General features: G+C 69.4%; 13 protein-coding genes and 1 pseudogene. 7 read left to right on the top strand and 7 right to left on the bottom strand.

Annotated features, from left to right (window positions below):
* Positions 1 to 153: 153 nt before the first annotated feature.
* From OHA88_RS11840 to OHA88_RS11825, 4 genes are read right to left on the bottom strand one after another with little or no spacing between them, the layout of a single operon-like run.
* The gene (locus OHA88_RS11840; protein WP_328625466.1) at positions 154 to 1,818 is read right to left on the bottom strand and encodes an ATP-binding cassette domain-containing protein; all 1,665 of its coding nucleotides are present in this window, start codon (positions 1,816 to 1,818) and stop codon (positions 154 to 156) included.
* Entirely contained in the window at positions 1,815 to 3,587 is a 1,773-nt protein-coding gene (locus OHA88_RS11835) for an ABC transporter ATP-binding protein/permease (protein ID WP_328625465.1), read from the bottom strand. The genes OHA88_RS11840 and OHA88_RS11835 overlap by 4 nt, the downstream gene beginning before the upstream one ends.
* Positions 3,584 to 4,888, bottom strand: coding sequence for a cytochrome d ubiquinol oxidase subunit II (locus OHA88_RS11830; protein WP_328625464.1), 1,305 nt, complete (start codon positions 4,886 to 4,888; stop codon positions 3,584 to 3,586). Before OHA88_RS11830 ends, OHA88_RS11835 begins: the two co-directional genes overlap by 4 nt.
* Positions 4,881 to 6,245, bottom strand: a complete 1,365-nt coding sequence (locus tag OHA88_RS11825; RefSeq protein WP_328625463.1) for a cytochrome ubiquinol oxidase subunit I — start codon at positions 6,243 to 6,245, stop codon at positions 4,881 to 4,883. The genes OHA88_RS11830 and OHA88_RS11825 overlap by 8 nt, the downstream gene beginning before the upstream one ends.
* A gap of 428 nt (positions 6,246 to 6,673) precedes the next feature.
* Between OHA88_RS11825 and OHA88_RS11820 the strand changes: the two genes are divergently transcribed.
* The 7 genes and pseudogenes from OHA88_RS11820 to OHA88_RS44600 all read left to right on the top strand — a co-directional run.
* Entirely contained in the window at positions 6,674 to 8,554 is a 1,881-nt protein-coding gene (locus OHA88_RS11820; RefSeq protein WP_328629662.1) for an amidohydrolase, read from the top strand.
* A gap of 130 nt (positions 8,555 to 8,684) precedes the next feature.
* On the top strand, positions 8,685 to 9,347 hold the full coding sequence (locus OHA88_RS11815; protein WP_328625462.1) for a hydrolase: 663 nt from the start codon (positions 8,685 to 8,687) through the stop codon (positions 9,345 to 9,347).
* 47 nt (positions 9,348 to 9,394) lie between these two features.
* Positions 9,395 to 9,919 carry a DoxX family protein gene (locus tag OHA88_RS11810; protein WP_328625461.1) on the top strand — a complete coding sequence of 175 codons (525 nt, stop codon included), beginning with the start codon at positions 9,395 to 9,397 and terminating at the stop codon, positions 9,917 to 9,919.
* Complete coding sequence (locus OHA88_RS11805) at positions 9,900 to 10,637, top strand: YoaK family protein (RefSeq protein WP_328625460.1); 738 nt, start codon at positions 9,900 to 9,902, stop codon at positions 10,635 to 10,637. Before OHA88_RS11810 ends, OHA88_RS11805 begins: the two co-directional genes overlap by 20 nt.
* A 25-nt stretch (positions 10,638 to 10,662) precedes the next feature.
* On the top strand, positions 10,663 to 10,899 hold the full coding sequence (locus tag OHA88_RS11800; RefSeq protein ID WP_328625459.1) for a transposase: 237 nt from the start codon (positions 10,663 to 10,665) through the stop codon (positions 10,897 to 10,899).
* 58 nt (positions 10,900 to 10,957) lie between these two features.
* Positions 10,958 to 11,455, top strand: a complete 498-nt coding sequence (locus OHA88_RS11795; RefSeq protein WP_328625458.1) for an IS3 family transposase — start codon at positions 10,958 to 10,960, stop codon at positions 11,453 to 11,455.
* 276 nt (positions 11,456 to 11,731) lie between these two features.
* Positions 11,732 to 11,827: pseudogene (locus OHA88_RS44600) on the top strand (transposase); the annotation flags it as partial.
* 76 nt (positions 11,828 to 11,903) lie between these two features.
* Here OHA88_RS44600 and OHA88_RS11790 read toward each other — a convergent pair.
* From OHA88_RS11790 to OHA88_RS11780, 3 genes are all read right to left on the bottom strand, one after another.
* A complete protein-coding gene (locus tag OHA88_RS11790) occupies positions 11,904 to 12,149 on the bottom strand; it encodes a hypothetical protein (RefSeq protein ID WP_328629962.1) in 246 nt (81 codons plus the stop codon).
* A gap of 138 nt (positions 12,150 to 12,287) precedes the next feature.
* Entirely contained in the window at positions 12,288 to 12,563 is a 276-nt protein-coding gene (locus tag OHA88_RS11785; protein WP_328625457.1) for a WhiB family transcriptional regulator, read from the bottom strand.
* Positions 12,564 to 12,698: 135 nt separating this feature from the next.
* Entirely contained in the window at positions 12,699 to 13,535 is an 837-nt protein-coding gene (locus OHA88_RS11780) for an alpha/beta fold hydrolase (RefSeq protein WP_328629661.1), read from the bottom strand.
* Positions 13,536 to 13,673: the final 138 nt, after the last annotated feature.

Raw genomic sequence — 13,673 nt, 5'->3', positions numbered from 1 at the left:
ATCTCGATCCGGTAGTCCTGGTCGGTGGTGGGCGACGGCGACGGCTACCCGTCGCAGAGCGCTGGTTTCGGTGGCGTCCATATCTCCGGTCCTGTTGTTCGTTCGGGTGGCATACCGGCTGCGGTGCGCCGTGAATGGGGGCTGTGCGTCTCCCTAGCTCCGGGCGCTCAGTGGTTGTCGGGCGCTCGGTTGCAGCCGCAGGGTGTGGGTGGCGGTGAAAGGAATCAGTTCGTGGTGCCGGTCCGGTAGGGCGATGACCAGGGCGCTGTCCGGCAGGGCGCGGCGGACACACGTCAGCATCTGCACCGCGGTGCGGTCGTCGAGGCCAGTCGTCGGTTCGTCGAGCAGCAGGACCGCCGGTGACCGCAGCACTGCCCTGGCGATCACCAGGCGGCGTCGCTGGCCCTGCGACAGCGCGCTGCCCAGCGGGCCCGTGGGGGTGTGGAGGGGGAGCTGTTGCAGGGCGGCGGCCGCCAGCGCGGCCCGGAGTGTGTCGTTGTCCGCGCCGGGGGCGGCCTGCCGGAGGTTCTCGGCGACGGTCGCGTCGGCGATCCAGTCTTCCGCCTCGACAAGGGTGAGCGTATCTGCGATCACACTGGCGGGCAGGGAGTCGACGGGCGCACCGGCGAGCAGCACCGACCCAGGAGCTGCGGGGGCGATCCGTCCGGCGAGAGTCTCCAGCAGGGTGCTCTTCCCGCTGCCGTTGGGCCCGGTGACGACGATGACGTCACGGTGTCCGATCACTGCCGACCAGCTGGTGCGGTCGTCGGCGACACCCACGGGAATCCTGCGGGCTACCAGGGTTCGCGTCGGCCCTGGGGTCGTCGTCGGGAGCGCGGGGCGTTGGCCCGTTCGGAACGCGCGGTTCGCCAGATCCCCCAGCCGCAGCGTGGCATCGGCGGCCAGGCCGTGGTCGCGGAGCACTTGGGGAAGGGTCTCCATCAGTTCGTACGCGGCCGCCACCAGTAGCACCTCGCCGACGGCGTCGGCGGCAGGCTGGGTGAACACGGGACCGGACAGCGCCAGGAGCAGAACCGCTGTCTGGCCCGCTATGGCCAGTAGCCGCAGCAGCAGCCGGGCCCGGCGCGTCACCACGGCGACCGCTGCCTCCGCGCGCCGGGACTGGTCAACCGATCGCGTGACCTGGTCGCGCACCACGTCGACCGCGCCCAGGCAGCGCAGTTCGGGGAGCGCAGAGCGCGCGCTGAGCAGCGCGGTGCGGGCGGTGGCGCGGGCAGTTGCGACCGCCCGCTGGTGCTCGCGGGTTCGCCGGTCGGCGGCCACTGCCGTGGCCGCCGAGACCGCGAGCAGCACCAGTTCGGCGGTGCCTGCCAGAGGACTGGCCACCAGCAGCAGAGCGACGACGACGGTGGCCGTCAGGCCGATCCCGGCCAGCGGCGGAACAACCTGGGCGGGTATCCCGCCCACCGCTTCCACATCGTCGGTGAGTCGGGCCATCAGGGCGCCGTCGCGTCCGTTCCGCAGTTCGCGCGCCGGCACGGTGGTCGCGGCGTGGACCAGCCGGGAGCGAAGCGAGACGGTCGCGCTCAGCAGGGCTCCATGGCTGACCAGGCGTTCCGCGTACCGCAGACCGGTGCGGCTCAGGGCGAGAGCGCGGACGGCACCCGAGGGGTACATCCACGACCAGGTGGTGTTCGCCTGTGCGGTGACCACCGCGCAGGCGGTCAGGAACCAGCCGGACACTCCCAGCAAACCGGCGGCGCACAGTTCGGCCGTCCCGGCGAGCGCGACCGCGCGCAGCAGGTCGCGTCGTGTGCGGCGATCTGCCGCCGTCCACAGCAGCTTGAATGCGTTCACAGCGTTCTCCCGGTCTCGGTCAGCCGTCCCCGGCTCAACTGCACGACGTCGTCGGCGACGTCGAGCAGCGCGGGACTGTGTGTGGTGACGACCACGGTGCGGCTGCGCGCGAGCGTCCGTATGGCGGCGATGACGCGGGCCTCGCCGTCCGGGTCCAGATGTGCGGTGGGTTCGTCCAGGCACAGCAGCGGAGAATTGTGGAGCAGTACGCGGACCAGCACCAGTTGCTGCATCTGCCCCGAGGACAGCCCCCAGCCGCGCTCCCCGATCTGGGTCGCCAGGCCTTGGGGCAGTGTGGCCAGCAGGTCCTCGAAGCCCAAGGAGGCGAACGCCGCGGTCAGTTGCTCATCGGCGTCGGCGTCGGGCCGCGCCAGCAGCAGGTTGTCCCGCAGTGTGCCCGGGAGGAGGTAGGCGGGCTGGCCAGCCCATGCTGTGGCGGCCGGGGAGGCTGGCCGGGTGCCGGAACCCACGATGTGCAGGCACCGCCCGCGATCCGGGGCGCGCAGGCCCGCCGCCACGGAGAGCAGGGTGGTCTTGCCCGAGCCGCTGGGCCCGCTGATGGCCAGGACCGAACCCGGGCGCACCGTCAGGGTGACGTCGTCCAGGGCGGCCTCGTCCCGGCCCGGGTACCGCACCCCTACTGCCTCCAGGATGACACCAACCGGGCTGGGTCGACTCGGACGACGAACGACGGGCACGTCGGTCACGGGACCACCAGCCTGTGCGTCCGGAGCCGCGTCGATGATCTCCGCGATCAGTTCGGCCGCCGCGGCGGCCTCGGCGCGGGCGTGGTAGCCGCGGGCGAGCTCCCGGGCGGGGGCGAAGTACACCGGGGTCAGGACGAGCACGAACAGTGCGGTACCCAGGCTCATGGTGGATGGCACCACCGGCAGGTCCAGGTAACCGAGCAGGGCGAGGCCGCAGTACGTGGCGACGACGGCCATGGCCACGGTGACGAGGAGCTCGATCCAGGCGGTCGAGAGGAAGGCGACCCGCAGGACGGTGCGGGTACGCGCGGCCAGTTCCCGGTCGTCGGCCTCGGTGGCGCGCACCGCCTCCTCGCCGGCTCCCAGGCCGACGAGCGTGGGCAGCCCGCGCAGGCGGTCCAGCAGGCGGGTGCTCAGTGTCCGCGTGGCAGTGAGCTGGGCGTGCACGGCGGCGCGGGTACCCATGCCGATGACCTTGAGGTTGACGGGCAACAGCGGGGTAGCCAGCGCCAGCACCAGTGCGACAGCCCAACTGCCGACCGCGATGGAGGCCAGCACGATGCCGCTTCCCAGCAGCATCGACCGCCGGGCGGGGACGTAGGTCGTCAGCCACCCGGCCAGCCGGCCCACCTCGCTGTCGAGTGCCTCGCCGAGAGCGGCGTCTGACACCTCCTCGGACGGCGCGCCCGTCGTGGGCAGCGCGGCCCGGAGCAGTCGGGCGCGCAGATGGTCTTGGACCGCGGCCGCTCCGTCGTCGGCCACCCGGTCGGCCACCACGAGCAGGAGCCCGCGCAGCAGCAGCCCGGCGGCGACCATAGCCGCACTGCTGAGCACCGGAGCCAGCGCCACGCCCCCGTGCTGGGACCGCAGTGCGGCCTGGGCCGCCCAGCCCAGGCCCGCGGCCCACAGGACATGGCCCGTGGCCGCGAGCCCGCGCAGGGTGCCTGCTCGCCGGAACGCCGGTTCGCCGACGGACGCCCATGTGGTGAGTAGCCGGGCTGTCTGTTGCTGACCGTCGTCGTCGCGGCTCAGCCTGGCGAGTTGGTCGGAGATGTCGTTCATCGTTCGGCTGCCCGGAGGTCGAATTCGCCGGCGGATGCGGAGCGGCGGTCGGATCGAATCCATACGGCGAGTGCGGTGACAGAGAACACCGCGATCCCAGTCGGATCGATCCACGTGGCCACGCCGCCGAAGATGTCCTGCGAGACGGCCGCCGCGGCAACGGCGAGGAGCGTCACTAGCACGCGCCTGACGACGACGGCCGCACGCGGACCGTCGCCTGGTGCACGCGACACTGGCGCGTCAGCGGTGTGCTCCTCGGCGGCGGTGATGTCGGACGGGCCGACGGAGTCGGTGAGGGCCGGTGACTGGTCGGTGAGGGCCGCCGGCTGGGTGAACTTCCCGCGGAAGACCCACCACGCGTAGATGTTGTACGCCAGGACTACCGGCATGCATCCGCCCACCCCGATGAGCAGGAACAGCTGCGAACCGTGCGGGCTGGCCGCGGCGTGCACGGTCAGGTTGGGCGGGACGACGACGGGCGCGGTGGCGGCCACGAGCGCGAGCAGGCCCGCCGCCTCCACACCGGCCACGGCGGCGAACGGACGCCAGTCGGGTCGGCGGCCGAAGCCGTACCACGCGATGGCCCCGCAGACCATGGCGGCGGCCACGGCCAGGCCGAACAAGGTTGTGCGGAGCGGCTCGTCAAAACGGAAGCGCTGCGGGTCGGCGAGCGAGAGCCCGAGCGCCAGGACCACGCCGGCCGCCGCGACTGTCAGAAGCAGCGGCCGACCCAGCAGGCCCGCCCGGTGGTGGGCGGTCCCCACGGTCTTGTCCTGCAGCCATGCGGCGCCGGCCAGCAGATGCACGGCCGCCAGCCCGAGGGCACAAAGCACGCTGTACGGCGTGAACCAGTCGAAGGTGTCCCCGGTGAACACCCCACCGCGATGGGGCAGTCCGGACAGAACGGCTCCGGCCACGAGCCCCTGGCACAGCGAGGCCACCAGGGAGGAGAGCCCGAAGACGAGCCCCCAGCCGCGCAGGTAGCCGGGGGCGGCGCTCTGCAGCTCGATGGCCGCGCCGCGCAGCACGAAGGCCAGCAGCATGACCACGAGCGGCAGGTAGACGCCGGGCAGCACGGTGGCGTAGACACCGGGCAGGCCCGCCCACAACGCCACCCCGGCCAGAATGAGCCAACTCTCGTTGGCGTCCCAGGCGGTGGCGATCAGCTCGTTGTACTCCTTGCGCCGCCGGTCGCTGCGGTCGAACAGGCTCAGGATGCCGATGCCCAGGTCGTAGCCGTCGAGCAGCAGATAGGCACCGAGCGCGAACAGGACCAAGGCGTATGACGTGTACTCAAGCATGGTTTACCTCGGACCGGTTGACGATGGGACCAACGTCCGCCACCAGGTATTCGGGGCCGGTCCGCACTGTGCGGACGATGTAGCGGATCCACAGCCCAAGCAGCAGCGCGTAGACGCCGACGAAGCCGATGAGGCTGGCGATCGCCGCGCCGAGGGAGAGATGGGAGACGGCGTCACTGGTGCGGATCAGGCCGTAGACGACCCAGGGCTGGCGGCCGGTCTCCGCCGTGATCCAGCCGCCGCTGATCGCTATGACACCGGCGGGGGCCATCCAGACCATCAGCCGGTGGAACCGCCGGGCGGTGTACAGCCTGCCGCGCAGCCGCAGTACCACTCCGGCGAAGGCCATGGCGAACATCGCCAGGGCGGTGAAGTACATCGCCCGGAAGCCGTAAAAAGCCGACCACATGTTGGGGCGATCGTCCTTCGGCGTCTGCAGCAGACCGGGGACGTTCGCCTTACCGGTCAGATCCTTGCCGATGACGGCGCCCAGGTGAGGTATTTCGACATGGAGCTCGTTCTCGCCCTTGTCCGTGTTCGGCACCACGAGCAGGTTGTAGCCGTTGTTGTCGGTCTTCCAGTTGCCCTCGAAGGCCTGGAGCTTCGCTGGCTGGTGCGCGCCCATGAACGCAGCGGTCGCGTCCCCCACATACAGCTGTACGGGCATCAGGATGGCCAGCACTCCGAGGGCGATGGACAGGGTGCGGCGTGCGAAAGGAAGCGCCCGCTGCTTGACCAGGTACCAGGCGGCGATCCCGCCGATGAACCAGCAGGCGCTGATCAGTACGGCAAGCAGGATGTGCGGGTACCTGTAGGAGAACGCCGGGTTGAACAGCACGTGCCACCAGTCGCTCGCCCAGAACTGGCCCTTGACCTCGGTGAAGCCCACGGGATCCTGCATCCAGCTGTTGGCCGACAGGATCCATGTCGTGGACAGCAGGGTGCCGACGACGATCATCCAGCAGGCGAACGCCATGGTGCGGGGGCGCACCCTTCCGTCGCCGTACAGCAAGATGCCGATGAACCCGGCCTCCAGAAAGAAGGCTGTGATGACCTCCATGCCGATCGTGACACCGAGGATCGGCCCGACAGCATGGGCGTAACTTCCCCAGTTGAGACCGAATTCGAAGGTCATGACGGTTCCGGCGACCACGCCGAGGCCGAATCCGACCGCGAATATCTTCTTCCAGAAACGAAATATCTGAAGGTACAGCGGATTCTCGGTCCTGACGTAGACCGTGTACATCACCGACAGGAAGAGGGAGAGTCCGACAGTCAGTGCGGGGAAGCTCATATGAAACACTGCGGTGATGGCGAATTGCCATCGAGAGATCTCCACCACTGCGGGCGTGGGCACGAGTCTCCTTTCGGTCGATTTCGGGGGCCGGCAGCCCTGGCGGTAAGGCTCGAAACGGACCCACCCGTTGTGTAGCCCGGGGCAACGGCTGGGACGCCGCCGTGCATGAGGGGAAGCGACCGGAAACAGCCGGCTCCTGAGGTGACCCTAGGACCGCCGGTGGACATACTTTTCCCGCCGGTGCACTGCATCTGTTCTCACAGCGCAATAAAGCAGATGCGTCGCACCCCCAGTGCACCTCCGGGCAGAAAGCAGTGCACTGCCAGGCAACACGCCAATGCCGGGGAGTCCTAACGTACTTCGAGTGAGGATCGGTCCTGCCCTTCCTCCATCGCCCACTCGGCCGCCACGACCGTCCACGCATGACGGAACCCGGCCTTTCACTCGGAATCCGCAATCGTCATTTGGAGTCTTTCGAGGTGCCTACAATGCCGGTCGGCGGGTTGATTCCCCGCGCCGCCGACGATGCCGCCGACGTAATCGTCCGCAATGCAAAGATCTACACCGGAGACAGCAGTCGCCCTCACGCCGGAGCTCTCGCCATCCGCGACGGCCGCGTCACGATCGTGGGCGACGACACGGACGTCGCTCCCTTTGTCGGCCCCGCCACCACTGTCGTCGACGCCCTCGGCCGGCGCGTGGTCCCCGGCCTCAACGACGCCCACCTGCACGTGATCCGAGGAGGCCTGAACTACGTCCTCGAACTGCGCTGGGACGGCGTGACATCGCTGCGCCAGGGCCTGGCGATGCTCCGCGAGCAAGCGGCCCGGACCCCCAAGGGCCAGTGGGTGCGTGTGGTGGGCGGATGGTCCGCCGAGCAGTTCGCCGAACGGCGGCTGCCCACCCCCGCCGAGCTGAACGCAGCCGCACCGGACACTCCCGTGTTCGTCCTTCACCTGTACCAGGCGGCGATCCTGAACCGGGCGGCGCTCCAGGCCGTCGGCTACACCAAGGACACCCCCGACCCCAAGGGCGGCCAGATCGTACGCGGCAGGAACGGCGAGCCCAACGGCATGCTCCTGGCCGCCCCGAGCGCACTGATCCTCTACTCCACTCTCGCTAAGGCTCCGACGCTGGAGGGTGAGGACAAAAAGACCTCCACCCGGCACTTCCTGCGCGAGCTGAACCGATTCGGGCTGACCTCCGCGATCGACGCCGCCGGAGGCTTCCAGAACTTCCCCGACAACTACGGCACGGTGACTGAGCTGGCCAAGGAGGGTCGGCTGTCGCTGCGCATCGCCTACCACCTGTTCCCGCAGACCCCCGGCCAGGAACTCGACGACCTCGCCCGCTGGATCGAGATGGTCCGCCCCGAGGACGGGGACGAGTGGCTGCGGCTGAACGGCGCCGGTGAGAACCTGACCTGGGCCGCCGCCGACTTCGAGAACTTCGCCGAGCCGCGCCCCGAACTGAGCGGCGACTACGAGGCCGCGTTCGAGAAGGCGGTCCGCCTCCTCATGGAGCACGGTTGGGGCTTCCGCCTGCACGCGACTTATGACGAGACCATCAGACGAGACCTGGCGGTGTTCGAGAAGCTCGCCGCGGAGGGGCTGTTCCCGTCCGGAAACAGGTGGCTGTTCGACCACGCGGAGACCGTCTCCCGGGACAGCCTCGACCGCGTCGCGGCCCTCGGCGGGGCGATGTCCGTGCAGAACCGGATGTCGTTCCAGGGCGAGGCGTTCACCCGGAGGTACGGCCCCGGCGCCGCCGCGGAGGCCCCGCCGGTGCGAGCCATGCTGGAGCGCGGGCTCACCGTCGGTGCCGGCACCGACGCCACCCGGGTGTCCACCTACAACCCCTGGGTCGCCCTGCACTGGCTGGTCACCGGTCGGACGCTCGGCGGCCCGGCCCTCCGGCCGCCGCAGAACCGGGTCGATCGGGAAACCGCACTGGCCATGTACACCAGGGCCGGTGCCGCCCTGACCGGCGAGGAGGACGTCAAGGGCGTCTTGCGGCCCGGCTTCTTCGGCGACCTGGCGGTCCTGTCCCACGACTACTTCGCCGTGCCGGAGCAGGACATCCCGCACATTGAGTCGGTGCTGACCGTCGTCGGGGGCCGGATCGTGCACGCCGCCGCCGAGTACGAGGGCCTCGACGAGGAGCTGCCCTCCATCAGCCCCACCTGGAGCCCCGTGGCGCACTTCGGCGGCTACCAGGCCACCCCCCGGGCAGGCCTGCCGGGCGTTCGCCAGGCGGAGTCGATCAGCGAGGCCGTCGCGGAGTCGGAGCAGCACCGTCAGTGGCGGGCACATCGCGGCCTCGCCCCGGAAACCGCAGGCACGTTCTTCGACCCCTGCTTCACCCTCTGAACTCCCTGGGGGGAGCCAGGCACTTCAGCCGCCCCTCCCCGGGCCACCCCCAAGGCTCCGTCCACAGGACGGTTCCTGCCGCGGCGCGGACAGCAGTCCGCGTCACCACTCATGGAAAGGTTCTACCCTCATGGTCGACATCGCCGAGGTCACCGCGGGCCCCAGCCCTGACCTGCTCACCGCCGACAACTGCGCGGTGCTGTTCGTGGACCACCAGCCGCAGATGTTCTTCGGCACCGGCAGCGGCGACCGCACCGCGATCGTCAACGCGACCGTGGGCCTGGCGAAGGCCGCCAAGGTCTTCGATGTCCCCGTCGTTCTGAGCACCGTGGCCGCCGAGTCCTTCTCCGGCCCGATCATGCCGCAACTGCCCGCCGTCTTCCCCGACCACAAGATCATCGACCGCACCACGATGAATGCGTGGGAGGACGTCGCCTTCGTCGAGGCCGTCAAGGCGACCGGTCGCAAGAAGCTCGTCATCGCCGGTCTGTGGACCGAGGTCTGCGTCGTTCTGCCCACGCTCTCCGCCCTTTGCCAGGGCTACGAGGTCTACGTGGTGACCGACGCGTCCGGCGGTGTCAGCCCGCAGGCCCACGAACACGCCGTCCAGCGCATGGTTCAGGCCGGTGCCGTTCCGGTGACCTGGGTGCAGGTGCTGCTCGAGCTGCAGCGGGACTGGGCCCGTACGGAGACGTACGGGCCGGTTACCGACGTGGTGAAGGAACACGGCGGCGCCTACGGCCTGGGAATCGTCTATGCGCAGGCCGTCATCGGCGCCCACGCCGCCGGCTGACCCCCTCCCGACACAGGACTGAGACCCAGGAACAGGAACGACACACAATGGACACCGGACTGCTGATCCTCCGGTTGGTGGTGGGCCTTCTCATAGCCGGCCACGGAGTGCAGAAGGTGAGCTTCCGTCTCGGAGGCCATGGTCTGGCAGGAGGAACCGAGGAGTTCCGCCGCGACGGGTTTCGCGGTGGCTCGCTCACCGCACTGGCGGCCGGTACCGGCCAGATCGGTTCGGGCCTGTTCCTGGTGTTCGGGGCACTCACACCGATGGCGGCCATGGTCGCCATCGGTGTGATGACCGTCGCGATCACCGTCAAGTGGCGGCACGGGCTGTGGGTGCAGAACGACGGCTACGAGTACCCCCTGGTACTGGTCGTCGTCACCGGGGCGCTGTCCCTCACGGGCCCCGGCCGCTGGTCCGCCGACCACGCGGTCGGCCTGAACTCCTATCCGGTGTGGCTGTCGGTCACGGCGATCGCTCTCGGCCTGGCGAGCGGCCTGCTCACTCGCGCCATCATGCACCGCCCGCTTACAGACGAGAGGACGACAGTCGATGCGCGCACTTCTGACTGACGCGGCCCGCACCCTCATGCCGCCCCGTGCCGACCGGCACGGCCCGCTGCCACCGCTGATGCTGACGCTGACCGTGGTCACCGGCGTGATCGATGCCGTGACCTACCTTGGACTCGGACATGTCTTCGTCGCCAACATGACGGGCAACGTGGTCTTCCTTGGCTTCGCGCTGGCCGGAGCCCAGGGGTTGTCCGCCCTGGCATCCATCGTGTCACTGGCGGCATTCCTGGCCGGCGCACTCGCCGGAGGCCGGCTCGGCGTCCGACTGGCGGCCCATCGCGGGCGACTGCTGGCCATATCCACCGGAACCCAAACGGCCTTGGTCGCCGCGGCCACCATCACCGCCCTCGTCACCGACAACCGCGTCACCACAGCGGTCCAGTACACCCTGATCGTGCTGCTGGGCCTGGGCATGGGGCTGCAGAACGCCGTTGCCCGGCGCCTCGGCGTCCCCGACATGACCACCACCGTGCTCACCCTCACCCTGACCGGACTCGCAGCCGATTCCACCCTGGCCGGAGGCGCGGCACCACGGCCCGGCCGACGGGTCCTGGCGGTCCTGGCGATGTTCCTCGGCGCGCTTGTCGGCGCACAACTCGTCCTGCACGGGCAGTTGGCGGCGGCCCTCGGACTGACCCTGCTGCTGCTCCTGGTCACCACGGTGACCACCTACCGTCTGGCGACACCCGATGCCCCCTGGGCGCCGCCGCCGACCTGAGCCGCGCGGTCGGAAGTAGTGCCAGGTGGGTAGTGAGTACACGAAGCGGTATTCGGAGGAGTTCAAGCGGGACGCGGTGGCGTTGGCCTACTCCTTCGACAAGACGATCACGGAGGCCGCGCGGGATCTCGGGGTGAGCCCGGAGAGCCTGCTGAGCTGGGTCAAGCGTGATCGGATCGACCGCGGTGAGGGCGGGACCGGCGAGGTGACCAGCGCCGAGCGCGAGGAGCTCAAGCGGTTGCGTCGGCAGAACGCCAAGTAGCAGAAGACGATCGAGATCTTGAAAAAGCGGCGGCCTTCTTCGCGACGGACAGCGATCGGTGAGCGAAGTGGTCTACCGGTTCATCGGCGCTGAGGAGGCCGTCTGTCCGGTGGCCCTGCTGTGTCGCGTCCTGGGCGTGGTCCGCTCTCCGTTCTACGCCCGGTTGGAGGTCGAGCAGGCCCGGTCCGTGCCTGCGCGGGCGGAGGAGGTCCTGGTTCACGAGATCACGGTGGTTCATCTGGCGTCGAATGGCGCTTATGGTGTGCCGCGGGTGCACGCCGAGCTGCGCGGGCTGGGCCGGCCGGTCAACCGCAAGCGGGTGGAGCGGATCATGCAGGAACGCGGGATCGCAGGTGGCACACGCCGGCGGCGGCGTTCGCTGACCCGTCCCGACCGGCAGGCCGGGCCGGCGCCCGACCTGACCGGGCGGGACTTCACCGCCGTCCGGCCCGGCACCCGGCTGGTCGGCGACATTACCTACCCGGCCACCGGGGGATGGCTGGCTGTATCTGGCGTGCTGGTTGGACCTGGCTACCCACGAGGTGTTCGGGGGTAAGCGATGGCCGGCCACCAGCGTGCTGCCCTGGTGGTCGACGCGCTGCGGATGGCGCACGGTCGAGGCGGTCTGGAGGGCGGCTGCATGGCGCACAGCGACTGCGGCAGCGAGTACACCTCCGCTGAATTCCGCACGGAGATAGGCGGATTGGGCCTGCGTCAGAGCACCGGCCGGACCGGGACCGCAAAACGGACGGTGTAACTCCCGATCAAGGAGAACACCTGATGAGCGACGTAACTGCCTCTGCTGAGGCGGTTGAAGAGGTCCGGCCGGTCGAGCGGGCTCCAGTTGACCGGTGAGGGCGGACTGCTGCAGCAGCTGACCAAGCGTGTGCTGGAGTCCGCCTTGGAGGGAGAGATCGCCGACCACCTCTCCCCCTTCGCCACACAACAAGTCTGGTCCCGCCGCTCACGCGGCAGGACCAGAACCCAAGATCTTCATCGGCCTTCTAGGAGCGCAGCTCCGGCGGTTCCTCGGTGCCGAGATCGGCGTCGACGTTGTAGCCGACCGCACTGTGCGGCACCCCCGGATGTCCGATATCGGCACCCAGGTCGAAAGCGGCCCCACCGACCGCCTCGGCCATTTCATTCTCCTCGCGCTGCCGCGCGGCGTGGTCGTGGTGCTCGCTGATCCGTTCGACGATGTTCCGTACGTGTCCGTGGTGTCGGCTGTTGGTCTGCTCGGCATCGCTCATGACAAGATCCTCCGCATATTCCCGTTGGCCCGGCCACTGTGCCGGGTGAAAGAGCTGGTGACGTTGTAGTTGCCGGGAACCACATCCCGAGCTGTCGTGCTGGGTGATGCCGACGCGCGGAGTACGGTTCGGGGGCCGTCAGAGCATGCGGACTCGGTCCGCCTCCGACAGGCCACCCCATACGCCGTACTGCTCACGGGTGTCGAGCGCCATGCGTGCACATTCCTGCCAGACCACGCAGGTGTCGCATACACGGCGGGCCCGCTCTTCGCGCTCCCTGCGCCGCCGGCCGCGCTCGCCACTGGGCGAGAACAACACAGAGCTGTCCATGCCGCTGCAGGCAGCGAAGTGCTGCCAGTCCCACAGCCGGCTCAAGGGCCTGAGCCGTTCCAGGTACTTGGGTGTCCTTGGCATGGGCGAGCCCCTTCGCGGAATGTCCTCGGCTGGCTTGTTCGAGAATCGGGAAAGGTTGTCAGGGGCGGTTGATCCCAGCCGACAGGTAACCGACAGTGGCCGCCAGGGCACGTTGCCTGCGACCAGAAGGTCTACTCAGCGGATGGCGTGGACGGCACGCAGGATTAGCTTCGCGACGGCGCCGGGTGCGCTCACCGCAGCGGCATGGGGGGCGACAACCCGCACCGTGTGGGCACGGGCGCGATCGGCCATCCACTGTTCGGCGGCAGGAGGAATGTTGCGGTCCTGCGTTGCCACGAGGCACCAGCTCGGAATGGCCTTCCAGGCCGCGGCGGTGGCCTTCTCCTGCAGAGCCTTCACGGCGACCGGCCGCTGACCCACGGCCATCACCTGAGCGATGTCGACCGGGACCCCCGCGGCGAACTGTTTGCGGAAGAGGGCCTGCTTGATGAGCAGTTCCTCGCCGCGACCGCCGCCCGGCAGCGGATAGAACTGGGTGGTGGTGGCCTGCGCCAAGGTGCTGCCGGGAAATTTGCTGGTGAGATCCAGAGCGCTTTCCCCCACCTCGGGCACGAAGGCCGCGATGTAGACCAGCGCCTTGACCCGGGGATTTCCGCTTGCGGCGTGGCTGATGACCGCACCTCCGTAGGAGTGGCCGACCAGCACGACGGGTCCTGGAACGCTCTCAAGGAAGCTGCTTATGTAGGCGGCGTCTTCGGCGAGCCCACGCAACGGTAGGGCGGGGGCAAGGACGGGGTGGCCCTCACGCTGGAGGAGGTTGACCACGGCACTCCAGCTGGAGGCGTCGGCGAATGCGCCGTGGATCAGGACAACGGTGGGTGCGGCCGGGTGAGGCGGTGAGCCGAGTGGCTTGTGGATGGCCGGGGACTGGGCCGCGGAGGCGGTGGGGACTCCCAGAACTGCGGCGCCCGCGCCTGCGAGCAGGGTGACGGTGGCGCTGCGGCGGGTCATGGGTGTGTTCACGGTGTGCTTCTCCTACGCCTTGGTGGGTGGTCCGTTCCCGGTTGGGCGGTGATAAGGACCGGCGAGTTGCGTGCGTCGGACACGGTGCACGGCCGGTTGCGGGCACCGGTGGTACGGGCAACCGGC

This window comes from Streptomyces sp. NBC_00353 (assembly GCF_036108815.1).
Taxonomy (GTDB): Bacteria; Actinomycetota; Actinomycetes; order Streptomycetales; family Streptomycetaceae; genus Streptomyces.
Note: the sequence above shows the minus strand (reverse complement) of the source record. Positions and strands in the feature narration are given on the sequence as shown.